The following is a 24,016-nucleotide window of genomic DNA, read 5'->3' as shown; positions in this document are numbered from 1 at the left end:
CCTACACTACTGCCGGTTCCTTACCGCGATCCAGGTGCTCGACGGGGGGAAGGGCGCTGTTCTTGCCGGGCAGCCACTTCAGCACCATCAGGGCTCCGAGCAGCGCGATCGCGGCCGACACCAGGGCGGTGACGTGCATGCCGTCCATGAAGGCGTGCTTGGCGGGCTCGATCAGCGCCGCACCGCGCTCCCCGAGACCGCCGGCCACGCCGAGCGTCCCGGTCAGCGACTCGCCCGCGAGGTGCCTGAGCTGCTCGGGCAGGCCGGTCAGCGCGGGGGCGATCTCCTCGCGGTAGGTCGCCGAGAGCAGCGAGCCGAGCAGGGCCACGCCGAGCGCGCCCGCGACCTGGCGGACCGTGTTGCTCATGGCCGAGCCGACGCCCGCCTTCTCCCGGGGGAGCGACTCCATGATCGTGGTGGTGGCGGGCGGCATGATGTTGGCCATCGCCGCGCCCTGGACGAAGAAGACGATCTCGATCACCAGCACCGGGGTGTTCTGGTCCATCAGCGCGTAGGCGGCCAGCGCGGCGGCCACGACGAGCATGCTGACCGTGGCGGTCAGCTTGCCGCCGAAGCGCCTGGCCATCTGCTGGCTGAGCGGGGCGAAGATGATCTGAGCGGCGGCGAACGGGATCATCAGCGCGCCCGCCTGCAGCGCGCTGAAGCCCAGCACGATCTGCAGGTAGAAGACCAGGAAGAACATCGCGCCCATCATCGCGAAGAACACGATGCCGATCATGCCGACCGCGATGGCGAAGCGGGGGTCGCGGAAGTAGGTGACGTCGAAGGCCGGGTGGTCGATGCGGCGCTCGTACCAGACGAAGGCGACCAGCACGGCCACCCCGAGGACCGCCGGGACCAGCACCTCCGCACTGGTGACGGTGGCCAGCTCGCCGGCCCGGATGATGCTGAAGGTGAGGGCGACCAGGCCCACGATGGACAGGACCACTCCGACCGGGTCGAGCTTGGACGGCTTGGGGTCACGCGACTCGGGCACGACCAGCGTGATGAGCACGATGCTGACCAGCACGATCGGCAGGTTGATCAGGAAGACCGAGCCCCACCAGAAGTGCTCGATGAGCAGGCCGCCGGTGATCGGGCCGATCGCCACGGCGATGCCGACGCCGCCGGCCCAGATGCCGATCGCCTTGCCGCGCTCCTGGGGCGGGAAGACGTTGGAGATGATGGCCAGCGTGGCCGGCATGATCGCGGCGCCGCCGATCCCCATGAACGCCCGGGCCACGATCAGCTGCCCGGGATCCTGGGAGTAGGCGCTGGCCAGCGAGGCGAGACCGAAGAGCACCATGCCGATCATCAGCATGCGCTTGCGGCCGGTCCGGTCGCCGATGACGCCGAAGGTGAACAGCAGGCCGGCGAAGACGAGGGTGTAGGAGTTGATCGCCCACTCCATCTGGCTCTGGGTGGCGCCCAGGCCCTCGACGGGGTCGGCGATCGTCTTGAGGGCGACGTTGAGGATCGTGTTGTCGAGCACGACCGCCAGGAGGCTGAAGACCAGCACTCCCAGAACCTGCCACCGCCGCGGATGGCCGAGCTGGTGTTCCATTGGGGGTCCCCGTTTTCGATACGCTAAAGTTTCGCAACGCAACCGTAGCGTTCGCTGTTTCGATACGCAACCGTCTCGTTTCGTATTTACGTGACGTTCATGTGGCCGTGACGCTCACACGCATGTGGACGTGACGCTCACACGGGAGATCAGGCGGCGGCGGTCACGGGCTGCTCGGCCTGCGCCGGGACCCGCCGCCAGAACGGCAGCGCGACCAGCACCATCCCCGCGCCGACCAGTCCCGCGAGGGCGAAGGCCCAGCCGGGGCCGGCGCCGTCGATGACCGCTCCGGCGATCGGCGCGGATAAGGCGCCGCCGATGAGCAGCGCCGTGCCGTGCAGGCCCATCGCCTCCCCCCGGGCCCCCGCGGGGACCCAGCGGCTGAGGGTCTCGACCGTGGACGACAGCCCGGGGGCGCACAGCAGCCCCGCCGGGAGCAGCGCGACGAGCAGCCACCGCCAGTCGCCGCCCACCAGCCCCACCGGGATGGTGAGCACACCCATCCCCCCGACCAGGACCAGCGGGGAGAAGCCGCGCGACAGCCCGCCGTACACGAAGCCGCCGACCAGCGAGTAGGCGCACCACAGCCCGATCGCCAGACCGGTCCACGCCGTGTCTCCGGCGTGCTCCAAGGTCGCCACCAGGGAGAGCTCGGAGGCGGTCAGCACGAAGGTGGCCGCGGAGGCGGTGCCGAGCAGCGCGATGAGCCCCGGGGTCAGCCACTGCCGCCTCAGGACCTTCTCCGCCGGCGCCTCCAGCTCCTCGGCCGAGCGGGTCGGCGGGTTCAGCAGGATCAGCGCCGCGCCGGAGCAGGTCAGCCCCACCGCGACGATGGACATCGTCCACGCGCTGCCGAGCACGGTGATCCCCATCACCCCGAGGGCGGGCCCGGCCATGTAGGACAGCTCGACCATTATCGAGTCGAGGGAGAAGCCGATCCTGCGCTGCTCGACCGGGACCAGGGCCGCCAGGCACTGCCTGATCACGCTGAACACCGGCAGGGCCAGCAGACCGGCCACCACCGAGGCGACCAGCAGCACGGGGTAGGGCAGCGCCCAGGCGCAGGACCAGAAGGCGAGCTGCGCGACGGTGGTCACCGCCAGGACCGGGCGGAGGCCGTGCCTGTCGACGAACCGCCCGGCCAGCGGCGACCCGACCGCCATCCCCACCGTGGTGACCGCGCCGACCGCCCCCGCCGCCAGCCACCCCAGACCCAGGCTGCGGATGTGCAGCGTCAGCGTGATGCCCATCGCCGTCGACGGGACCCGGGCGACCAGCCCCACCAGCAGCAACGTCCGTACGCCCGGAAGGGCGAGCAGGCGACGGTAAGGTTCTATAGCCATTTTGATTGCTTACCTCCGCATGCATTGTGTCGTATGGCACTGACACCGCCGCCACTGGATTACCGCCGGGGCGGGGGGTGTTTAACGAGGCGACCGCGTGCAATCATCGGAAACGTCCGGGGACGCCACTGGGGCGCCTCGAGACTCTTCTGGAGGGTTTTATGTCCTCTTCCGTCACCAGCCGGCCGACCTCCCTCTACGGCGGCCAGGCAGGACGAAGGATCACCGTCCGCGACATCGCCGCCGCCAAGGAGCGCGGCGAGAAGTGGCCGATGGTCACCGCGTACGACGCGATGACCGCCAGGGTCTTCGACGAGGCCGGTATCCCGGTGCTGCTCGTCGGCGACTCGGCCGCCATGGTCGTGTACGGCTACGACTCGACGCTGCCGGTCTCGGTGGACGACCTCATGCCGCTGACGGCCGCCGTGGTACGCGGCTCGTCGCGCGCGATGGTGGTCGCCGACCTGCCGTTCGGCTCCTACCAGTCCTCACCGCAGCAGGCGCTGGAGACGGCCGCCCGCTTCATGAAGGAGGCGGGCGCCCACGCGGTCAAGCTGGAGGGCGGCCGGCGGGTGCTCCCCCAGGTCGAGGCCCTGGTCTCGGCCGGCATCCCGGTCATGGCCCACCTCGGCCTGACCCCCCAGTCGGTCAACGCCTTCGGCGGCTACCGGGTGCAGGGCCGCGGCCAGTCGGGCGACGAGCTCATGGCCGACGCCAAGGACCTGGAGTACGCCGGCGCCTTCTCCGTGGTGCTGGAGTGCGTCCCCGCCGAGCTGGCCGAGCGGGTCACCGCGTCCCTGTCGATCCCCACCATCGGCATCGGCGCCGGCCCCGCCACCGACGCCCAGGTCCTGGTCTGGCAGGACCTGATGGGCCTGACCCCGCACCCCGCCAAGTTCGTCAAGAAGTACTTCGACCTGGCCGGGGAGATGGACAGGGCCGTCCGTGACTTCGCCGACGAGGTGACCACCGGAGCCTTCCCTGCCCCCGAGCACAGCTACCACTGACGCACCGTCACCCCGCGCCCCGGCGCCTCCGGGAGTTCCCCGGAGGCGCCGGGGCGCCGGCACGCTCAGAGCAGGGTCGCCGGGTCGGTGTTGGCGCCGCAGACGATCACGGCCACCCGCTCATCGGGGGCCGGGGTGTAGGCGCCCGAACGGAGGGCGGCGAAGGCCGCGGCCCCCGCGTGCTCGGCGGCTATCCGGTAGGACCGCCACATCTCCCGCCGGGCCTCGACGATGGCCTCGTCGGACACCAGGACGCTGCGGACTCCCGCGGCGGCGGTGACGGCGTAGCCGATCGCGCCGATCCGGCTGGCGCCCAGGGCGTCGGCTCCCACCCCGGAGACCTCCACCCGCACCGGGCCCCCGGCCTCCAGCGCCCGGTGCAGGGTCGGGATGAGCTCGGGCTCGACGGCGACCACGCGTGCCCTTCCCGCGACCGCGGCGGTGATCCCGGCGACGAGCCCGCCGCCGCCGACCGCGACGAGGACGGTGTCCACTCCCCCGGTCTGCTCCAGCACCTCCAGCCCGACCGTGCCCTGCCCGGCGACCACCTCGGCCTGGTCGTAGGCGTGGATCTCCAGGGCGCCGCTCTCCGCCGCCCGCTTGACCGACGCCTCGTACGCCTCGGCGTAGACGGCCCCGGTCTGGGTCACCTCCGCGCCCAGCGCGCGCAGCCCGGCCACCTTCACGGGGCTGGACACCGTCGGCACGAAGATCTCGGCTCGCACGCCGAGGGCCCGCGCCACGTACGCCACCGCCAGGCCGTGGTTGCCGCCGCTCGCCGCGATCACCCCCGCCTCGGGCAGCTCCCCGGCGGTCAGGACCCGGTTGAAGCCGCCCCTGACCTTGAACGACCCCGAGTGCTGCATCCCCTCCAGCTTCAGCAGCAGTCCGGGCGACACCTCCATCACCGGAGTACGGCGAACGTACCCCGCGATCCGCCCGGCGGCCTCCCGCACATCCCCGACCGACACGTCCACGCCGACACCCTTCTCAGAAGGTGACCGTCCAGCCCTCCCGGCGGCCCTGCGCCGCAGTGTAGGAGACTCCGTGGACCTTCAGCCCGGCGACGTCGAGCAGGGTGATCACGCCTCCGCCGTTGCCCAGCGCGAACGGCGCGGCTACGGCGAGCGCGAGCGTCGCGCCGGGGGCCAGCGGGCCGGCCGGCAGCGGGAAGGTGTTCTTCTGCCGGTCGGCCAGGCGCCACCCGGTGAGGTCGACCGGTTCCGGGGAGGCGTTCAGGAGGGTGACGACCTCGTGCTCGGGTGCGGGCCCGGCGGGGTTGACCAGCGCGGCGAGGACGCGGACGGGCTCCTCCCCGGTGCCCGGCCGCTCGGGAGCGCCCTCCAGGGTGTGCCCCGTGGTGTCGTCGGTGTGCCAGGCCTGTGACTGGAAGGCCAGGAAGATCGCGATCCAGCGGGATTCGGCGGGGAGGGACAGGAGCAGTCCGCCGTCCTGCCATACGCCGTCGTCGCCGCGGAAGCGCTCGGAGTTGCCCTGGTTCATATGGATGTCATGGACGCCGTTGCCCGGCCGGAATCCGAAGATCTTGTCAGGGGTCGCCGGTTCGGGGCCCCAGCGCTCGCCGAAGGCGTAGACGAGCGCCCCGGGGTCGGCGATCGCCCGCTGGACGTAGTGGTCGAGCCTGTCCGCCAGGTCGTTGTCCACCCCCGGCAGGTCGGGCGGGAGCGGACGCATCGCGGCGGGGTCGAACAGGTTGCCCCGGATGTAGTCGAGGGCCGCGCCGCCGGCACGGGACGGCAGCGCCGTCCACCCTCCGGCGGCCTGGGGGAGAGCCTGGGTCACGGGGTGCCGGAAGTCCTCGTCGACGAGGTGGAGCAGCTCGGAGGGTGCCTGCTGGGACTTGACGTTGACGGCGACCCGGTAGGAGACTCCCTCCTCGTCGACGAGGTGGATCTGGTAGTGGGGGGTGCCGGCGCCGCCTTCGCGCCGTCTGTCCACGGCCCGCCCCGCGAGGACCCCGTAGCTCTTCAGCGGCATAGATCCACCTTCCGAAAAGGCTGACTTTCCGGATTACACAGTGGCATTCCCCGAAAAATCAGGAAAGCGCCTGAGCGAAATCGGCCCAGAGATCCTCGACGTGCTCGATGCCCACCGCGACCCGGACCGTGCCCTCACCGATCCCGTGGCGGCCGAGCTCCTCGGCCGTCAGCGAGCGGTGGGAGGTGGTCGCCGGGTGCAGGATGAGCGTCTCGACGCCGCCGAGCGACGGGGCCAGCAGCGCCAGCCGTACCGCGCTCATGAACCGCTCCCCCGCCGCGCGCCCGCCGGCCAGGTCGAAGGAGAAGACTCCGCCGAAGTCCGGCAGCAGCTTCGCGGCCAGCTCGTGCGAGGGGTGGGAGGGCAGGCCCGGCCAGTGCACGGCCGACACCGCCGGGTGGTTGTCCAGGCGGAGGGCGAGTTCGCGGGCGTTGGAGCAGTGGCGCTCCATCCGCAGCGGCAGGGTCTGCAGGCCGCGCAAGGTGAGCCAGGCGGCGAACGGGTCGGCGGTGGCGCCCAGCTCGACCGCGAAGTGCCACACCTTCCGGTAGAGCTCCTCGGAGGCGAAGACCGCGATGCCTCCGACCACGTCGGTGTGCCCGCTCAGATACTTGGTCGTGGAGTGGACGACGATGTCGGCGCCGTGCTCCAGCGGGCGGCACAGGATCGGCGAGGCGAAGGTGTTGTCCACCACCGAGACCAGCCCGGCCTCGCGGGCCGCCGCGCACATCCCCGGCAGGTCGGCGACCTGGGTGACCGGGTTGGCGATGGTCTCCAGGTAGACCAGCCTGGTCTCCGGCCGCACGGCCGCGCGCAGCGCCGCCGGGTCGGCTTCGGGCACGTAGGAGACCGTGATCTGGAACCGCGCGACCAGATCGTTGATCATCGCGGCGGTGCCGCCGTAGAGCGGCTTCTGCGCGATCAGGTGGTCGCCGGGCTTGAGCAGGCCGAGCAGCACGGAGTTGATGGCCCCCATGCCCGAGCCGGTGGCGACCGCGCCGACGCCGCCCTCCAGCCCCGAGACGGCCTCCTCCAGCGACCGGACCGTCGGGTTCGACAGCCGCCCGTAGACGAAGGGGCCGTCGGGACGGCCCATCCCGTCGGCGAAGACGGCCGGGTCGTCGAAGACGAAGCCGGAGGTCTGGTAGAGCGGCACCGTGATCGGACGGCTGCCGTCGAGCTGCGGCTGGGGGAGGTGGACGGCCCGGGTTTCCGGACGGAGTTCAGTCATGCGTTAAGAATGTCCGATTCACAGGTTACTTATCAGAGCCAATCAGGCAATATTGGTTCATCATGCGAGCCAATTCCGAGCAACTGCTCGCCAAGCTCGGACGCTGGTCGTCCGGCCGAGGCCCCCTCTACCTCCTGCTGGCCGTACGGCTGCGCGCCCTGATCGACGACGGCGAGCTGCCTCCCGACACCGTGCTGCCGCCCGACCGGACCTTCGCGCGGTGGCTCGCGGTGGGACGGGGCACCGTGGTCGCGGCCTACGACCTGCTCCAGCAGGAGGGCAAGGTGGTGCGCCGGCAGGGCAGCGGCACCCGGGTCTGCAGCGCCGATCCGCCCGCCCTCCGCAACCTCTCCGCCGACGGCGTGGTCAGCCCCCTGCTGCTGCACCTGCTGGCCCCGCCGGACGGCGTCATCCTGCTGACCTGCGCCGCGCCGGACAGCCCTCCCCCGGTGCTGATCGAGGCCTACCAGGAGGCGGCGGCCCGGCTGGCACGGGTCCGGCACGACATCGGCTACCACCCCGCCGGGCATCCGGAGCTGCGCGAGACGCTCGCCTCCTACTACCGGGCACGCGGCGTGCCCACCACCGCCGGGGAGATCCTGGTCACCAACGGCGCGCAGCAGGCACTGACCCTGCTCGCGAAACTGCTGGTGTCCCCGGGGGACACCGTGCTGACCGAGGCCCCCACCTACCCCGGCGCGCTGGAGGCGTTCCGGGACGCCGCCGCCCTGTTCCGCGCGGCCGCCGACGCCGAGGAGTTCTGCGCGGCGCTGGCGGACCGGCCGGTCCTGGGCTATGCCGTCCCGACCGGCCAGAACCCGACCGGCGGGGTCATGCCCGCGCTGACCCGGCGCCGCCTGGTGCGGCTCGCCGCCGAACACGGTGTGCCGATCGTCGAGGACGAGGTCCCCGCCGAGCTCTTCTTCTCCGGCGAGCCGCCGCCCCCGCTGGCCTCCTACGGGACGCCGGGGCGGCTCATCACGGTCGGCTCTCTGAGCAAGCTGGTCTGGGGCGGCCTGCGCGTCGGCTGGATCCGCGCGGCGCCGCCGCTGATCTCGCGGCTGGCCCGGCTGCGGGCCATCCACGACCTCGGCGGCGACGTGCTCGCCCAGCTCGCCTCCGCCTGGCTGCTCTCCCGGGTCGACGAGCTCCGCCGCGACCACGTCGGGGTCCTCCGGCGACGCCACGACCATCTCCGCGCCGAGCTGGTCCGGGAACTGCCCGCCTGGACCGCCGAGCCCGCGCTCGGCGGGCAGACGATCTGGGTACGGCTGCCGCACGGTGACGCCGACGCCTTCGCCCAGGTGGCCCTCCGCCACGGGGTGGCGGTGGCTCCGGGCCGCTCCTTCGACCCGTCGGGCGGACACGGCGACCACCTGCGGCTGCCGTTCCTGTTCTCCGAGGAGACGCTCACCGAATCGGTGGCCAGGCTCGCCTCCGCCTGGCGCGACTACGACGGCACCTTCCGCCCCCACACCCTGCGTGCCCTCCTCGTCTGAGCGAAGTCGTGAATTCCTCACTGCCGCCGGGCGCCACCGGTCTCCGGGATCGGAGGCATGACAGCGATGGCGCGAGCCCGCCGACCTCCCGCGAGGCCACCGCGTTCAGGGAGGCCGCGAAAAGGGCTCCGGCGGAGGAGATCGCCGGAGGGCCGCATCTCTCCACCGGGACGGTGCGCAACCACCTGACCGGCGCCATCGCCAAGACCGGCGCCCGCAACAAGATCGACGCCGTCCGGATCGCCGAGGACGTCGGATGGATCCAGAACATGGAGGCGCTAGACGTCGGTGACGCGGAGCCCGGCGTGGGCCTTGTAGCGGCGGTTGACGGAGATGAGGTTGGCGGTCAGCGCCTCGACCTGGTGGGCGTTGCGCAGGCGGCCGGCGTACACGCCGCGGACGCCGGAGATCTGGCCGGCGAGCGCCTGGACCGTGTCGGTGGCCTCGCGGTCGTCGCCCAGGACGAGCACGTCCAGGTCGACCTCGGCGACCTCGGGGTCCAGCAGCAGGACGGCCGAGACATGATGGAAGGCGGCGACGACGCGGCTGTCCGGGAGCACCGCGGCCGCCTGCTGGGCGGCGCTGCCCTCCTCGACGGCCAGCGCGTAGGCGCCCTGCTTGTCGAAGCCCAGCGGATTGACGCAGTCGATGACGATCTTGCCGGCCAGCTCGGCCCGCAGGGACTCCAGGGTGGACCTGTGGCCCTCCCACGGGATCGCCACGATCACCACGTCCGCCTCGGCGGCCACGGTCGCGTTGTCGGCACCGCGCGCCGGCAGCCCGAGGCCCGCCGCCGCCTCCCGGGCCCGTTCCGCGCTGCGCGAACCGATCAGCACGGTGTGTCCCGCCATGGCGAAACGCCTGGCCAGCCCCTTGCCCTGATCGCCGGTACCGCCCAGGATCCCGATCGAGATTCCGCTCACGTCCAGATTGTCAGTGCTCACTCGTCACTCCTCGGCGTTGTTCCGGGCAGGTCGGCGCCGGGCCGACCCGGCTCCACGACATGCTCAGATCATGCCAGGGCCCGTGTTCACGGGAACAACCGGAGGCGACTGAGGCAGCATGGGCACATGGACGCTCGGTCGGTGGCACTTCTACGCGAGATCCTCGACTCCACCGGCTGGGTGGAGCGCACTCGCGAGTTCGGTCTCGCCCTGCGGGCGACGCGGTCCCCGGGAGGCCTGCTGGTGGTCGGCACCCCCGAGGAGGAGCCCTGGCATCTGACCGCGCATCTCAGCGACGAGGCCCGGCTCGCCGGGCTGCCCCAGCTCGCCCCCACGCTGGTGCGCTGGGCGCCCGCCCCGGACGGGCCCGCGCACCTGCGGATCGGGCTGGAGCGGATCGAGCGGGCCCGGCGGGGCGAGACGCTGTTCGTGGTGACCGAGGAGCGGGCCCCCGAGCCCCTGCTGGAACGGGTGAGCGACGCCCGGCGCACCGGCGCCACGATCCTGGCCCTGAACGGCGGCGACCCCGAGCTGGAGGGGCTGGCCCACGACGCGCTGACGGTCCCCGGCCGGGCCCCGCTCTCCTTCGACGGGGCCCAGCACCTGGTCAGCATGGCGGCGGGCCAGGTGGAGCGGCGTCCCGGCCTGCGCGACCGGCTGGCCAGGCTGCTGGAGCGGGTCAGCGGCCCCCAGGTCACCGACTGACCGGAGCCCGCGCCCGCCCGCGCACCACCGGATCAGCCCCGGCGGGCAGCCGCCCGGCCCGCACACCACCGGACCAGCCTCGGCGGGCAGCCGCCCGATCCGGGCACCACCGGGGGACCCTCGGGTCAGCGGACCTCGTAGCGCTCCCCGAGCCGTGCGACGAGCCCCTCCGCGGCCTCCCTCAGCGCGGCGATGACCACCGCCTGCACCGGGCCGGGCTCTCCCGACCGGGTACGGCTGACACGGGTGACGGCGTCCAGGCGGCGGGCGCCCACACCGGTGATGTCGGTGACCACGACCTCTCCCGCCGGGACGTCCAGCAGGGCCAGCGACGGCACGATCGCCACCCCGTGCCCCGCCGCGACCAGGGCGAGGGTGGGCGGGAACTCCTCGATCACGTGCGCCCGGTGCGGGGTGAACCCGTACAGGGCGGCCAGCCGTTCCAGCGCGTGCCCGCACGCCTGGTCGGCCGGTCCCGCCACCCAGGGCACGCCGCCCAGCTCCGCGACGCCACGCGGGATCTCCGCCCAGCTCGGCGGCACCACGATGCGGTACTCGTCCACGTGGAGGGGATGGGAGACGATCGAGGGCCGCACCGGGACGGGCTTGTCGGCGTCCTGCTCGGTGATGGCCAGATCGATGCCGCCGAGGCGGAGCTCCTGCAGCGCGGGCGGGCCGTACAGCTCGTGGATGCGCGGCCTGATCTCGGGATGGCGCTCGGCCAGCGTGCCCAGCGCCGGCACCAGCAGATGCCTGATGACGGTGGGGAACGCCGCGATCGACACCGGCCCGGCCAGCAGCTCCGAGAACCGGGTCAGCTCCCGTTTCGCCTCGGTCAGCTCCTCCTCGACCCGCTCGGCGTATCCGGCGAGGACCCGCCCCGCCGGAGTGAGCGCGATCCGGCGCTGCGACCGGTCGACGAGCGCGAGCCCGACCTCCCGTTCCAGGAGCGCGAGCTGCTGGGAGACCGCCGAGGCGGTCAGGTGCAGCGCCTCGGCCGCGCGCACGACGCCACCGCGGCGTGCGACCTCATGGAGTACCCGGAGGCGCCGGGGATCGATTTCCATGCAGCAGAGCTTACGTGGATGTTAAGGAGACTTTATTTGCCCTTCAGGGACGAGGGCCGGGATCATGGGGACATGCGCACCCTCCGCACCGGCGTGTGATCCGGTGCCCCTCCTGATCAACGCGCTCGGCTGGATCGGCGCAGGTGTCATGCTGTACGGCTACGCGATGGTGTCCCTCTCCCGGATGGCCGGTGACGGCATGCCGTACCAGACGATCAATCTCGTCGGGGCGATCGCCTTGATGATCAATACGGCCTACCACTCGGCGTGGCCCTCGGCGATCCTCAACGTCGTCTGGGGCGTGATCGGCCTGGTGGCCGTCGCCAGGATGGTCATGGCCCGGACCAGGAAGAAGACGGTGAACGTCCCATGACCCGGCTGGTCGAACTGAGCCACCGCATCACCGAAGGCATGCTCACCTATCCGGGCATCCCCGGGCCGCGGCTCGGCGCGCACCTGACCAGGGAGGCCTCGCGCGAGGTCTACGCCCCCGGCACCGAGTTCCACATCGGCAGCATCGAGCTGGTCGCCAACACCGGCACCTACCTGGACACCCCGTACCACCGCTACCCGGACGGCCCCGACCTGTCCGGGGTGCCGCTGGAGGCGATCGCCGACCTGCCCGGAGTGGTCGTGCGGGCCGAGGGCCTGCGCTCGGTGGGCCGCGACCGGTTCGCCGGATGCGACGTGCGCGGCAGGGCCGTGCTCGTCCAGACCGGCTGGGACCGGCACTTCGGCACCGAGGACTACTTCCACGGCCACCCCTACCTCGAAGCCGGGGCCGCCGAGTGGCTCGTGGCCCAGGGCGCGGCGCTCGTCGGGATCGACACGCTGAACATCGACGACACCCCGCCCCACGGCGAACGTCCCGCGCACACGCTCCTGCTCGGCGCGGGCATCCCGATCGTGGAGCACATGACCGGCCTGGCCGCGCTCCCCGACACGGGGTTCCGCTTCCACGCCACCCCGCCGATGGTGGCGGGCATGGGCACCTTCCCGGTCCGCGCCTACGCGGTCGTGGACGGGTGAGCGCCGGCGGGGAGCCGAGGCGGCCGCCCGGCCGGAGAGGTCATGCATCCGCAACCCTGCACCTCCGCCACCCGCCATCGACTGCGACTCTTCGCTCGTCTACACTCGCTGCGATCATGCTGAAAGGAGGTGCCCCTTGAACGAACTGGGATGCTCTCAAGAGGATCGCGGGATGACCGGGTGCACAACCGGAATCACGATCGACGCGGACGGGCGTGACTCCTCCGGCAGGGCGATGAGCAGACTGGCCGGCGAACATACGGCGTACGTCAATGGGCTGCGCTTCGCCGACGAGGCGCCATTGCCGTACGAGGAATTCGCCGCCGGCTACCGCGAGCTCACGGCAAGTCTCCACGCCTCGTGCGAACAGCTCGCCGGCTCGCTCGATCACGCCGGAGCCGGACAGATCGCCATGGCGGTGGTCAACATGGGAACCGAACTCGCCAACGGCACGCTCACCGACAGCTCACGCGCGACGGCGGGCACGCGTGACTGAGCAGGCCGTAGCAAGCGGGCTGGCGTTGCTGGGTGTCCCGCCCCTGCCTGACCTGGATGCCATCGATCGGCACATCACCGAACTGGACGAGGCCGCCGCACGTCACCAGGCACTTGCCACCGAGAGCAGGCAAGTCCTCCGGCTCGCCTCGGCGAACAGCGGTCCGGCCGCCGACGCGGCGAACGCTCACGTGACCGGCCGCGACGGAACCGCCGCCACCGCTGAGGACCTCGCCCACCGCCTGTCGGTCACCGCCGGCACCCTGCGGTCCACCAGAGGCGTACTGGTCTGGGTCGGCGGATCGCTGGCCGGGTTGGGACTGCTCGCCGTCGCAGCCGTCGTACACGCGCCTCAGCTCCTGCCCAGGCTGAGAGCGCTGGCCGCCAGATTCTCGCTCAGGTTGCGTGAGATCATCGCCCGCATCGGCGCACTGATGCGAGGCATGTCCACGACCTTGACCAACCGCAGGGTCGACAAGATCGCCAGCCGCTTCCACGACAGATGGCGTGAGCCACGCAAGCTTTCCGACAACACCTACGAACCCAGGGTGAAGGCCACCACGGACTCAGCCTGGATCAAGAAGCACGGCACCGATCAGGTCGACATTGCCAACACCCGCTACCGCTCCCTGCCCGCCGACTGGCAGCACGAGAACCGGGAGTCCGCGCGCATCGGTGTCCAGCTCGTCGACGAGGCGCGTGCGAGCGGCGTGAACGTCCGGAGCGAGCGGTTCATGGAGGAGGCGAGTTCGGTAGTGCACGACAGGTGGCTCACCCGCAACGGTTCCTGGGCCAGCGAGGAACAGCGCCGCCCCTACGAACTGCTTTCCATGGCGGAGAAGGAGAAAGATCGCGACGTCATCCGCACAGTCCTCGGGATCTAGGCAGGGCCTCGGCATAGTGGCGTTGACGAGCCCGATGTCCGGTTCGCGGAGGTGGCAGCCGCGTGGTTGCCCCCCCCCCGCAACATGGCCGCCCTACCCAACCTCGCCATCGGCGCCCTGCACCTGACCGGCGCGGCCGACCTCGCCCAGGCCATCCGCCGCCTCTCCCGAGACGCCACCGGCAGCCCGTCCAGCGTGCACAACAAGTGCAGCCGCAACCCCCGGAAACAGCGGGAGTGACTGGCGCAGCAGCCGGCGCCGCTCGGAGGTGAACCCGAGCAGGGCCGACATCACCGCGAGGGTGACCGGTTCGGCATCGCTCAGCTTCGGGGCCAGGCCGATCCTCGGCCGCCACGGGCCCAGGTCCGGCGAAGCCTTCAGTAGATCGTCCACATGCACCTGGAGTGCGGTTGCGAGGGTGTCTATCTCGGTCGTCACAAACCGAGCGTGGACACCCTCGTGCTATCTCCGCGGCCATGTCTCTGTGCCGCCACCCCTTGGACTCAATCGTCTACTCGTCCCCGTTCCAGGTCTTGTCCTCCTCCTTCCACGCCTCGTTGCGCTCGGCCGCCGTCTTCAGCGCGTTGACGGCGGCCTCCCGGGTCTCGTAGGGGCCCAGCCGGTCCTTGTTCGGGCACCCCTCGTCGGGCTCGACCGCCATGTGCTTCAGACAGAACCACCACTGATCACTCATGACGGCAATACTGCCCACTGGGAAGCACAACTAGACTGGGGGACCATGACGACACTGCTCCAGCCCGGGCGGATCTCGCCCATCCGCAAGGTCCCCGCCGGCATCGAGCGGCCGGAGTATGTCGGGAAGAAATCCCCGAAGACCGGCGAGCCCGACGTCAAGACACCCGAGATCATCGAGCGGATGCGGATCGCCGGCAAGCTGGCCGGCCAGGCGCTCGAAGAGGTCGGCAGGCACGTGGCGCCCGGCGTCACCACCGACGAGCTCGACCGGATCGGCCACGAGTTCCTCTGCGACCACGGGGCCTACCCCAGCACGCTCGGCTACCGGGGCTATCCCAAGTCGCTGTGCACCTCGATCAACGAGGTGATCTGCCACGGCATCCCGGACGACACGGTGCTGCGCGACGGCGACATCGTCAACGTCGACATCACCGCCTTCATCGGCGGCGTGCACGGCGACACCGACGCCACCTTCCTGGTCGGCGACGTGGACGAGGAGTCACGCCTGCTGGTCGAGCGCACCCGCGAGGCCACCAACCGGGCCATCAAGGCCGTCGCGCCCGGCCGCCAGCTCAACGTGGCCGGCCGCATCATCGAGGCCTACGCCAAGCGGTTCGGCTACGGCGTGATCCGCGACTTCACCGGCCACGGCATCGGCACCACGTTCCACTCCGGCCTGATCGTCCCGCACTACGACGACCCGTCGCTGGCGGTCACCCTGGAGCCCGGCATGACGTTCACCATCGAGCCCATGCTGACCCTCGGCACGATCGACTACGACATCTGGCCCGACGGCTGGACCGCCGTGACCAAGGACCGCAAGCGGACCGCCCAGTTCGAGCACACCATCCTGGTGACCGACACCGGCCACGAGATCCTGACGCTGCCCTGAGGGCTAACGGGGTGCCGCCGCGGTCACGGTGGTGCCCCCGCCCACGACACCGTTGACGGTGAGCGTGCCTCCGAGGTCGGCGAAGTGGGCGCGCATGGCGGCGATCCCCCGGCCCGCGGCCGGGCCGGAGAAGCCGACGCCGTCGTCGCTCACCGTCATGCGCAGCCCGCCCCCGCCCAGCGTCACGGCGACGGAGACGATGTTCGCGCGGCTGTGCCGCTCGACGTTGGAGAGGGCCTCGCCCAGCGTGGCCAGAACGGCCCTGGCCGCTCGGGGAGGGACGTCCCCGCCGGGCAGCGCCCAGATCTCGACGACGGTCCCGGTGCGCTCGGCCCACTCGGTGAGATGCTCCTCAAGGGCCTGTGCCAGACTCCGGCTCCGCCCGCCACGCATGCGCACTTCCTCGGACACTGATCAACCTTCCTGACGCACAAGGCGACCACCGGTCTCCCGGCACGGCACGCGGCCGGCAGGTCTGACTCGACGTGGCGCGCGACGACCAAGCGCTGCACCCGCTGCGGTGATGCCCGAACCCCCGCTCACCAGGCTACCGGAGGCGCCCGGGGCGGGGATGGAAGATAGGGGGCCGTAGCCGTCCGGCTACTCTGCGCGCTCCCTCTTGTCAAGCTCGGCCAGGTAGTCGTTGTAGGCGTCGAGCTGGGCGTCGCCGGTGCCGCCGGTGCGGGCCGCGAGGGCGTCGGCCCGGCGGTCGGCGCGGCGGGCCTTGCGGTCGTCGTCCTGCCACCACTGGAAGGCGAGTGCGATCAGCACGATCAGCGTCGGGATCTCACCGAAGCCCCAGGCGATGGCGCCACCGGTCCGCTGGTCGGCGAGCGCGGAGACGCCCCAGGTCCGGCCGAGCTGGTCGTACCACTCACCGGCGAGCACGGTGCCCATGCTCATCAGCGCGATGCCGAAGAACGCGTGGAAGGGCATCGTGACGAACAGGAGCATCAACCTGGCGTAGTGGGGCAGCTTGTGCGGCGCCGGGTCCACTCCGATGATCACCCAGAAGAACAGGGAGCCGCTGATCAGGAAGTGCACCGTCATGGCGATGTGGCCGAGGTGCTCCTCCATCGCGGCGGCGAACAGCGGGGTGAAGTACAGCGCGTAGGTGGAGACGACGAAGATCGCGGTGGCGATCGCCGGATGGGAGACGAAGCTGACGAACCTGCTGTGCAGGATCGTGGTCAGCCACTCGCGCGGCCCCCGGTCGCCCCGCTGCGCGGCGGGCTTGAGCGCGCGCAGCGCCAGCGTGACGGGGGCGCCGAGCACCAGGAAGATCGGCACCAGCATGGACAGCGTCATGTGCTCGGCCATGTGGGCGCTGAACAGCACCTTGGCGTAGCGGGAGACACCGCTCTGGGTGGCGATGAGCAGGATCAGCACGCCGATGAACCAGGCGACGGTGCGGCCCACGGGCCAGGAGTCGCCACGGCGGGCGAGCCGTACGACTCCGGCGAGGTAGAGCCCGCCGAGCAGGGCGATCAGGGTGCCGGAGAACAGGTCGAGCCACCACAGCGAGGCCAGGTTGGCCGGCGAGATCTCCGGCGGCATGGGGTAGCCCAGCAGCTCGAAGGCGCGGTCGGCCGGCAGCACCGCCGGGGGCGGGGCGGTGCGGGAGAGCGCGACGGCCAGCCCGACGGTGGCGAACATGACGAGGATCTCGCAGGAGGCGAACCGGACGAAGGTGCCCGGCCCGCCGGCGGCGAGCTGGGGCAGGGTCCGCTTCCTGTGCCACCAGCCGATGGCGCCGAGCACCGCGAACGCGGCGGTCTTGGCCAGCAGCAGCAGGCCGTAGGCGGAGGTGAAGAGCTCCGAGAGCGAGGTGAGCCGGGCCAGGACGCTGAACAGGCCCGACAGTCCCACGCCGATGAAACACCACAGCGCCATGGAGGAGAACCGGGCGGCGGCGACCGCCAGGTGCGGCTGCCGGCGCAGCGCGTGGCCGCAGAGCACCGCGAGCCCGCCCACCCAGAGCGCGAGGACCAGCAGGTGCACCGCGACGCCGGTGGTCGCCAGGTCGTGGTTGGGCGAGGAGGCGGAGTGCCCGGTCAGCGCGGGAGGCAGCAGCGTGATCAGGGCGAGCAGGAGCAGGCCGCCGGCGGCGCCGGCGGTGATCGCCCCGCGGGCGAACAGCGCGATCGCCACCCCGAACAGCACCACCAGGGTGAGCGAGATGCCCTGGGAGACCTGGCTGGCGAAGCTGGTGAGCTCGTTGCCGCCGAGCACGTCGAGGACGGGCAGGCCGAGCGCGTCGGACAGGCTGAACACCATCGTCGCGGCGGCCGCGCCCGCCCAGACGAGCGCGAGCCACGAGGCGGCCCTGACGTAGACGAGGGCGGGCTTGCCGAGCAGGCCCTTGTCGCTGGGGAGGAAGGCCGTGGCGGCCAGCAGCACACCCACGGTGAGCACGCCCGCCACGTCCATCGCCAGCTTGGACAGCGGCAGCCCCCAGCGGGTGAGCGCGCCCTCGTCGGGCAGGCCGGGGATGATGCGCGGGCTCGCTGTTCCTCCGGCGATCATGGCGATCACCAGGCCGGCCACGGCCGCGGCGATGCCCGCGAGCACGAGCTTCACCGTCCGGCCCGTCTCCGTCCGCCGCTCGGCCTGGGCGGCCTGCCCCTGCCCGCTCACGGCTTCTTCTTGTTGCGCATGCTGAAGAACAGGCCGATGCCGACACCGGTCACGCCGCCCACGATGAGCCACATCCAGCCGGGCACTCCGCCCGGGGACTCCGGCTCCTGCCTCGCCTGGGCCGCGGGGGCCGGGCTGATCACGGCCGTGGCCGGGGCGGCGCTCTCGGACGGGGCCGGGGACGCCGGCGGCTCGGAGACGCTCTCGGACGGCGCCGCGGAGGGCGTCTCCGGGCCGACGAGGGTGAAGGGGATCTCCCCTTCGATCGGGTGGCCGTCGGAGGAGACCACCCGATAGGCGATGACGTAGTCACCGGGCGGAAGGTCGTCCTTGAGCCTCTGGGTCACCACCGCACCGTCGACGGCGGGCTTGCCGTCCTGGTGGGCGACGTTGTCCGCGGTGTGCACGACGACGTTCGGGAAGCGCACCGAGGCGCTGAACGTCAGCTTCACCTGCTTGAGGCTCTCGACCTTGGCGCCCTTGGCAGGATCACTGCTCTTGAGCGTGTCGTGGGCGAGGGCGGGCGAGGCGAAGGCCGTGCCGAGGACGAGGGCGGCGATGAGCGCGAGAACGACCGCGACAGGGGAAGTCTTCATGGCAATCCCAAGGCTACCGACGCCATCACGCGGTCCTGACCTCCCCGTCCCGGTCTACAGTCCCACGCAGGCCAGTGCCCGCTGGTAGGCGTCCACACTCCGGGCCGGCTCATCGATGCGCTCCAGGATCCGCGCGGCGGTCAGCCACGCGTGGGCCGTGTATCGGGTGGTCGGCGACTGCTCCAGGCACTCCGCCCCGGCCAGCAGCTCCTGCACGGCCTTGTCCTGCCTGCCCAGCTCGGCGAGGGTCTCGCCGTGCAGCAGCCGGGCCTCTGCCTGCAGGACCTGCGGCATGCCGTCGAGCAGGTCGCAGACGGCGCGCATGTGCTCGCCGGCGCGCTCGGACTGGGAGAGCAGCAGCTCCACCCGGGCGAGGTTCATCGCGCAGCGCATCTTGTCCATCGGGTTGGCGGAGGTCTCGACCAGCTCGGACTCCACCTTGAGCAGCACGTCGCGCCAGGTCTCCGCCTCCATGGGCCGCACGGTCAGCAGCACCTGGGCGTAGTCGCCGCGCAGGCGGGCCAGCCGGCGGGGGTCGCCGTACTCGGACTGGATGGCGATGGCGCGTTCGACGTGGGTGACGGCCTCCTCGGCGTGACCGGTCTCGACGGCGACGATCGCGGCGCCCCAGTGGGCCAGGGTGAGCGACTGCGGCGAGCCGAGGAGGTCGGCGGCGGCGAGCACCTCGACCGAGAACTGGCGGGCCCGGAGCAGGTCGCCGCGCTCGACGTAGGCGGCGAGGAGCTGGGCGCCCAGCCGCATGAGGTCGTCGGTCCAGGCGGGCCGGACCGCCCCGCCGAGGATCTGCTCGGGGACGTGCACCGCCTGGGCCAGGTCGCCCCGCTCGCGGTAGCAGCGCGAGAGCGCGACGGCGACCGCGACGTGTCGCTCGGGGGCCATCAGCGCGGCCTCCTGCCGGCGGAGCGTGTTGAGCAGGACGATCGCCTCGTCCAGGTCGCCGCAGGCCTCGGTCGCCAGCGCCAGGCCGTACTCGGCGTCCTGCCTGAGCCGGGGCAGGCCCGCCAGGCCGTTGTCGGCGAGAAGCTCGGCGTAGCGGGTGCGGGCCTCGGCGACCTCGCCGTTGTTCATGGCCAGCTGCGCGTAGCTCAGCGCGAGCTCGATCTCCTGCATCTGCTCGGCCGTCACGCCATTGATCAGATAGGTGAGGGAACAGTCGAGCTTTTCGGCCAGGAGCTCCAGCACGGAAGGGGTCGGAGTACGCTTGCCGCTCTCGATGAGCGATACGTAACTGTCCGAAAGTTCCGGGTGAGCCAGCTGCGCCTGGGAAAGGCCTCGTTGCCGGCGGACGGTCTTGATGCGCTGCCCGACCAAGTCTTGACCAGTCACGTTACCCCTTGAAAGATGTCATTCGAGCAGCAGAACCTACGACAGGAGTCTCCCCGTGCGCCGACGTCTCGCCTTGTCCGCCCTCGCCATGCTATTTACGGCCGCTTTTGCCGTCACCGGTAATGCTACGACCGCAAGCGCTGATTCGTCTGCCCCCTCAGAGGCCGCCTCTGAGTATTCTTCGGAGTGGTACACGATGCAGTCCCTGGGCTGGAACCACCCGGACTGACCGAAGGATCAGCTCGCTCGCAGGGCCAGGAACAGGTCGACCCGGTCCGCCATCGTGGCCAGGTCCCGCCCGGTGAGCTCCTCCACCCGGCGGATGCGGTAGCGGACCGTGTTGACATGGACGTGCAGGCGCTCGGCACAGGCGTTCCACGAGCCCACACAGTCGAGGAACGTGCCGAGCGTCCGCACCAGGTCGGAATTGTGGCGGCGGTCGTAGTCGAACAGCGGGTCCAGCGTCCTCGCCGCGAACGACCGCCGCACGTCGTCGGGGACGGTGGCCAGCAGCAGCGCGTGCGTGTAGATCTCGTCACTGGTCACGACTCCCCCGCCGCGCGCCTCCGCCAGCCGCCGCGCGTGCCCCGCCTCCTCCGCACCGCCCCGGATCGCCGACGGGCCGGTCAGCGCGGCGCTCACCCCGATCGACACCCGGATCCCGGGCAGCCCGGCCGCCAGCGCCCGCGCCCCCTCCCGAAGCGTCTCGGCCAGCTCGCCCGCGGTGCCGCTCAGCGGCACCAGCGCCACCGCCCCGTCCGCCCCCGCCGCGGCCACCACCCGGGGGCGCAGCAGCTCCTCCAGAACCTGGCCGCCGAGCCTGGCCGGGTCCGGTCCCCGGGCCGCCCCGGGCCGGGTGACGGTCGCGTTCACCACCGAGTACGGCTCGGCCGGGCCGATCCCGCAGGTCCGCAGGCCGGCGTTGAGCTCGGCCGGATCGCTCCCCGCCGAACAGGCCAGCGCGATCAGCTGCTCGGCGAGCCGGCGCTCGACCCGCCTGCCCTCCTCCATCCTCGTCCGTTCCAGCGCGACGCAGGCCGCCAGCTCGAAGCCGAGGTCGGCCTCGCCGAGCAGGTCGCCCCCGCAGACCAGGGCCCAGCCCGCGGCGCGGTGCTCGCGGCCGACGCCGAAGAGGGTGAAGGTCCCCGAGGGGGCGCGGACCGCGTGCGGCAGCCGAGGGGCGGTCAGATACTCGTGCGCCAGCCGTACGGCGTCCGCCCGGTCCAGGGCGCCGGCGATGAGCGCGCCGGTGGAGGAGACGACCGCGCCCGCCATCGCGAGCTCCCCGTCCATCAGCGCGAACAGCTCCGGCAGGCCCGCGCCCTCGGCGACCGCCGCGACGATCCTGCGGTGGCGGCCGAGGGCGTCGCGCAGCTCCGCGTGCCGGGGGGCGACCATCTCAGCGACCGTCCGGAAGGAGACCTCGACGGGCACCACCAGCAGCGGCAGGCCGTGCGCGCGGCACGCCCGGACGAGGTCGTCGGGCACCGTGCCGAGCCAGGCGCTGCCGGCGCCCAGCGCGGCCACCCCGGCCTCGGCCAGGCGGCCCACGAACCGTTCGGAGTCCTCGGGCCCGTTGTGCCACATGAGGCCCGACAGCACCAGCTCCCCGCCGGACAGGTAGCGTCCGGGATCGGGCAGGTCGGTGATCTGCACGCCGGTGAAGTCGCGGTCCAGGTGCTCCTCGCCCGCCAGCAGGGTGAGCCTGAGCTCCGCTATCCCGACCAGGTCACGTATCCGCATAATTGGATAAAACTACAAGAGCCGTCAACAGCCCTCCCCGGCGTTTCGTCGCGCCCGCCATGTTCACCCCTGACCTGGGCTGATGTACTGCTGTGGTGAGCGGCATCGAGACTCGGCAGAGCCGGGGTCAGGGCGTCGGCACGAGCGTGCCGCGCCCCGACGGGACGCTGAAGGTGACGGGCGAGTTCGCCTACTCCTCCGACCTCTACCTCGCGGACATGATCTGGGGGGTGACGCTGCGCAGCCCGCACCCGTCCGCCTGGATCCGCTCGGTCGACATCGGCCCCGCGCTGGCCATGCCGGGCGTGCTGGCGGTGCTCACCCACGAGGACGTGCCGGGCGAGAAGTTCTACGGCCTGGAGCACAGGCACCAGCCGGTGCTGGCCGTCGACCAGGTCCGCTACCAGGGGGAGCCGGTCGCGCTGGTGGCCGCCGACCATCCCGAGCGGGCCAGGCGGGCGGCCGAGGCGATCGTCGTGGAGTACGAGGTCCGCGAGGCGGTCGTCGACCCACGCCGGGCCGCCTTCGACCCCTCCTGCCCGACGGTCCACGACCACGGCAACGTGCTGCGCCACCAGCCGGTCCGGGTCGGTTCCGACTTCGAGGCCCCCGTGGTGGTCACCGGGGAGTACGAGGTGGGCATGCAGGACCAGGCCTTCCTCGGCCCGGAGTCCGGCCTGGCCGTGCCCGCCGAGGACGGCGGGGTGGACCTGTTCGTCGCCACCCAGTGGCTGCACGTGGATCGCGACCAGATCGCGCCGTGCCTCGGGCTCCCCCCCGAGCGGGTACGGCTGTCGCTGGCCGGGGTGGGCGGCGCGTTCGGCGCCCGCGAGGACCTGTCCATGCAGGTCCACGCGTGCATGCTGGCGCTGCGCACCGGCCGCCCCGTGAAGATCGTCTACAACCGCGAGGAGTCGTTCTTCGGCCACGTGCACCGGCATCCGGCCTGGATGCGCTACGAGCACGGCGCGACCCCCGACGGCAGGCTGCTCTACGTCAAGGCGGAGATCCTGCTCGACGGCGGCGCGTACTGCTCCTCCTCCCCCGCCGTGGTCGGCAACGCCGCCTCCCTCGGGGTGGGCCCGTACGAGGTGGGCAACGTCCGGATCGACGCCTACGGCGTCTACACCAACAACCCGCCCTGCGGGGCCATGCGCGGCTTCGGCGCGGTGCAGGCCTGTTACGCGTACGAGTCGCAGATGGACAGGCTGGCCGAGGCGTGCGGCATCTCCCCGGTCGAGGTCCGCGTCCGCAACGCGGTCTCCCAGGGCTCCACGCTGGCCACCGGCCAGGTGATCGACAGCCCCGCGCCGCTGGCCGACATGCTCCGCGAGCTGGCGTCCATGCCGCTGCCCGAGGCCGCCGGGGCGGACCTGCTGGACATGCCCGGCGGCGTGTCGCAGACCACCCACGGCGAGGGGGTGCGGCGGGGCGTCGGGTACGGCGTCGGCATCAAGAACATCTGTTTCTCCGAGGGCTTCGACGACTACTCCACCGCCCGGGTCAGGGTCGAGCTGCTCGGCGGCGAGCCGCACGTCCTCGTGCACACCGCGGCGGCGGAGGTCGGCCAGGGCCTGGTGACGATCCAGGAGCAGATCGCCCGCACCGAGCTGGGCGTCGACCGGGTGACGGTCGCCCAGGCCGACACCTCGGTGGGCTCGGCCGGGTCCTCCTCGGCCTCCCGCCAGTCGTACGTCACGGGCGGCGCGGTCAAGACCGCCTGCGAGGCCGTACGGGAGCGGCTGGACGCGCTGCGGGCCGACGGGTCGTCGCTGGTGGAGGCGCTGGAGCGGGCCGGAGCGGTCGAGGAGACCCGGGAGTACCGGCACCGGCCGACCTTCCCGATGGACCCCGTCACGGGGCAGGGCGACTCCCACACCCAGCTCGCGCTGTGCGTGCACCGCGCCGTGGTCGACGTGGACGTGGAGCTCGGCCTGGTCAAGGTGGTGGAGCTGGCGGCCGTGCAGGACGTGGGGAAGATCATGAACCTGTCCGCGCTGGAGGGGCAGATCCACGGCGGCTCGGCGCAAGGGCTGGGGCTGGCGCTGATGGAGGAGATCCAGGTCACGGACGGGCGGGTGCTCAACCCCTCCTTCACCGACTACCTGATCCCCACCGTCCTCGACATGCCGCCCATGCGCGTGTCGATCCTGGAGAACCCCGATCCGCACGCCCCCTACGGCCTGCGCGGCGCGGGTGAGCCCCCCACGCTGTCGTCCACCCCCGCCGTGGCCGCCGCCGTACGGGCCGCCACCGGCCTGCCCCTGTCACGCGTGCCCATCCGCCCCCATGACATCGTGCCGAACGGGTAGGAACCGACCATCCCCCTGCGCGAGGGG

The 24,016-nt window shown here is 71.8% G+C and carries 22 protein-coding genes and 1 pseudogene; 9 read left to right on the top strand and 14 right to left on the bottom strand.

The genetic code is table 11. The features are described from left to right. Position 1: 1 nt before the first annotated feature. Together SROS_RS12555 and SROS_RS12550 are read right to left on the bottom strand one after the other, a co-directional pair. On the bottom strand, positions 2-1,564 hold the full coding sequence (locus SROS_RS12555) for an MFS transporter (RefSeq protein ID WP_012889307.1): 1,563 nt from the start codon (positions 1,562-1,564) through the stop codon (positions 2-4). 149 nt (positions 1,565-1,713) lie between these two features. Further along, complete coding sequence (locus SROS_RS12550) at positions 1,714-2,907, bottom strand: MFS transporter (protein WP_012889306.1); 1,194 nt, start codon at positions 2,905-2,907, stop codon at positions 1,714-1,716. 161 nt (positions 2,908-3,068) lie between these two features. Between SROS_RS12550 and panB the strand changes: the two genes are divergently transcribed. Further along, on the top strand, positions 3,069-3,914 hold the full coding sequence (gene panB / locus SROS_RS12545) for a 3-methyl-2-oxobutanoate hydroxymethyltransferase (RefSeq protein ID WP_012889305.1): 846 nt from the start codon (positions 3,069-3,071) through the stop codon (positions 3,912-3,914). Between the two features lie 65 nt (positions 3,915-3,979). Here panB and SROS_RS12540 read toward each other — a convergent pair whose 3' ends face one another. From SROS_RS12540 to SROS_RS12530, 3 genes are read right to left on the bottom strand one after another with little or no spacing between them, the layout of a single operon-like run. After that, positions 3,980-4,891, bottom strand: coding sequence for a threonine/serine dehydratase (locus tag SROS_RS12540; protein ID WP_012889304.1), 912 nt, complete (start codon positions 4,889-4,891; stop codon positions 3,980-3,982). Between the two features lie 13 nt (positions 4,892-4,904). Next, positions 4,905-5,912 (bottom strand): DUF2278 family protein, encoded by a 1,008-nt coding sequence (locus tag SROS_RS12535; protein WP_012889303.1) that lies wholly within the window; start codon positions 5,910-5,912, stop codon positions 4,905-4,907. A gap of 58 nt (positions 5,913-5,970) precedes the next feature. Next, positions 5,971-7,143 carry a trans-sulfuration enzyme family protein gene (locus SROS_RS12530; RefSeq protein ID WP_012889302.1) on the bottom strand — a complete coding sequence of 391 codons (1,173 nt, stop codon included), beginning with the start codon at positions 7,141-7,143 and terminating at the stop codon, positions 5,971-5,973. Positions 7,144-7,205: 62 nt separating this feature from the next. On the opposite strand from SROS_RS12530, the gene SROS_RS12525 reads away from it, so the two are divergent. Next, positions 7,206-8,642, top strand: a complete 1,437-nt coding sequence (locus SROS_RS12525; RefSeq protein ID WP_012889301.1) for an aminotransferase-like domain-containing protein — start codon at positions 7,206-7,208, stop codon at positions 8,640-8,642. Positions 8,643-8,920: 278 nt separating this feature from the next. Here the strand turns inward: SROS_RS12525 and npdG are convergent, their stop codons facing one another. Next, complete coding sequence (npdG, locus tag SROS_RS12520; RefSeq protein ID WP_012889300.1) at positions 8,921-9,586, bottom strand: NADPH-dependent F420 reductase; 666 nt, start codon at positions 9,584-9,586, stop codon at positions 8,921-8,923. A gap of 126 nt (positions 9,587-9,712) precedes the next feature. Between npdG and SROS_RS12515 the strand changes: the two genes are divergently transcribed. Then, the gene (locus SROS_RS12515) at positions 9,713-10,291 is read left to right on the top strand and encodes a hypothetical protein (RefSeq protein WP_012889299.1); all 579 of its coding nucleotides are present in this window, start codon (positions 9,713-9,715) and stop codon (positions 10,289-10,291) included. Positions 10,292-10,416: 125 nt separating this feature from the next. Here the strand turns inward: SROS_RS12515 and SROS_RS12510 are convergent, their stop codons facing one another. Continuing rightward, a complete protein-coding gene (locus SROS_RS12510; RefSeq protein WP_012889298.1) occupies positions 10,417-11,358 on the bottom strand; it encodes a LysR family transcriptional regulator in 942 nt (313 codons plus the stop codon). Positions 11,359-11,461: 103 nt separating this feature from the next. On the opposite strand from SROS_RS12510, the gene SROS_RS12505 reads away from it, so the two are divergent. The 4 genes from SROS_RS12505 (at position 11,462) to SROS_RS12490 (ending at position 13,766) form a co-directional block, all read left to right on the top strand. Beyond that, positions 11,462-11,731 carry a CBU_0592 family membrane protein gene (locus SROS_RS12505; RefSeq protein ID WP_148269050.1) on the top strand — a complete coding sequence of 90 codons (270 nt, stop codon included), beginning with the start codon at positions 11,462-11,464 and terminating at the stop codon, positions 11,729-11,731. Continuing rightward, complete coding sequence (locus SROS_RS12500; protein WP_012889296.1) at positions 11,728-12,387, top strand: cyclase family protein; 660 nt, start codon at positions 11,728-11,730, stop codon at positions 12,385-12,387. The genes SROS_RS12505 and SROS_RS12500 overlap by 4 nt, the downstream gene beginning before the upstream one ends. A gap of 136 nt (positions 12,388-12,523) precedes the next feature. Next, positions 12,524-12,883 (top strand): hypothetical protein, encoded by a 360-nt coding sequence (locus tag SROS_RS12495; RefSeq protein WP_148269048.1) that lies wholly within the window; start codon positions 12,524-12,526, stop codon positions 12,881-12,883. Beyond that, positions 12,876-13,766 (top strand): hypothetical protein, encoded by an 891-nt coding sequence (locus SROS_RS12490; protein WP_012889294.1) that lies wholly within the window; start codon positions 12,876-12,878, stop codon positions 13,764-13,766. The genes SROS_RS12495 and SROS_RS12490 overlap by 8 nt, the downstream gene beginning before the upstream one ends. A gap of 222 nt (positions 13,767-13,988) precedes the next feature. Here SROS_RS12490 and SROS_RS54395 read toward each other — a convergent pair. Together SROS_RS54395 and SROS_RS12480 are read right to left on the bottom strand one after the other, a co-directional pair. Continuing rightward, a pseudogene (locus SROS_RS54395) lies at positions 13,989-14,204 on the bottom strand (IS982 family transposase); the annotation flags it as partial. A gap of 73 nt (positions 14,205-14,277) precedes the next feature. Next, complete coding sequence (locus SROS_RS12480; RefSeq protein WP_012889293.1) at positions 14,278-14,460, bottom strand: hypothetical protein; 183 nt, start codon at positions 14,458-14,460, stop codon at positions 14,278-14,280. Positions 14,461-14,505: 45 nt separating this feature from the next. Between SROS_RS12480 and map the strand changes: the two genes are divergently transcribed. Continuing rightward, positions 14,506-15,354 carry a type I methionyl aminopeptidase gene (map, locus tag SROS_RS12475; RefSeq protein WP_012889292.1) on the top strand — a complete coding sequence of 283 codons (849 nt, stop codon included), beginning with the start codon at positions 14,506-14,508 and terminating at the stop codon, positions 15,352-15,354. A gap of 3 nt (positions 15,355-15,357) precedes the next feature. Here the strand turns inward: map and SROS_RS12470 are convergent, their stop codons facing one another. The 5 genes from SROS_RS12470 to SROS_RS12450 all read right to left on the bottom strand — a co-directional run bounded on the left by SROS_RS12470 (position 15,358) and on the right by SROS_RS12450 (position 21,677). Further along, the gene (locus tag SROS_RS12470) at positions 15,358-15,765 is read right to left on the bottom strand and encodes a sensor histidine kinase (RefSeq protein WP_148269046.1); all 408 of its coding nucleotides are present in this window, start codon (positions 15,763-15,765) and stop codon (positions 15,358-15,360) included. 189 nt (positions 15,766-15,954) lie between these two features. Next, entirely contained in the window at positions 15,955-17,991 is a 2,037-nt protein-coding gene (locus tag SROS_RS12465; protein ID WP_012889291.1) for a bifunctional copper resistance protein CopD/cytochrome c oxidase assembly protein, read from the bottom strand. Beyond that, on the bottom strand, positions 17,988-18,587 hold the full coding sequence (locus tag SROS_RS12460; RefSeq protein WP_012889290.1) for a copper resistance CopC family protein: 600 nt from the start codon (positions 18,585-18,587) through the stop codon (positions 17,988-17,990). The genes SROS_RS12465 and SROS_RS12460 overlap by 4 nt, the downstream gene beginning before the upstream one ends. A gap of 54 nt (positions 18,588-18,641) precedes the next feature. Further along, the gene (locus tag SROS_RS12455; RefSeq protein ID WP_012889289.1) at positions 18,642-19,934 is read right to left on the bottom strand and encodes a helix-turn-helix domain-containing protein; all 1,293 of its coding nucleotides are present in this window, start codon (positions 19,932-19,934) and stop codon (positions 18,642-18,644) included. A gap of 237 nt (positions 19,935-20,171) precedes the next feature. Beyond that, complete coding sequence (locus SROS_RS12450; RefSeq protein WP_012889288.1) at positions 20,172-21,677, bottom strand: PucR family transcriptional regulator; 1,506 nt, start codon at positions 21,675-21,677, stop codon at positions 20,172-20,174. 95 nt (positions 21,678-21,772) lie between these two features. Between SROS_RS12450 and SROS_RS12445 the strand changes: the two genes are divergently transcribed. After that, positions 21,773-23,989 carry a xanthine dehydrogenase family protein molybdopterin-binding subunit gene (locus SROS_RS12445; RefSeq protein ID WP_245564618.1) on the top strand — a complete coding sequence of 739 codons (2,217 nt, stop codon included), beginning with the start codon at positions 21,773-21,775 and terminating at the stop codon, positions 23,987-23,989. Positions 23,990-24,016: the final 27 nt, after the last annotated feature.

The sequence above is a fragment of the Streptosporangium roseum DSM 43021 genome (assembly GCF_000024865.1).
Classification (GTDB): Bacteria; Actinomycetota; Actinomycetes; order Streptosporangiales; family Streptosporangiaceae; genus Streptosporangium; species Streptosporangium roseum.
Note: the sequence above shows the minus strand (reverse complement) of the source record. Positions and strands in the feature narration are given on the sequence as shown.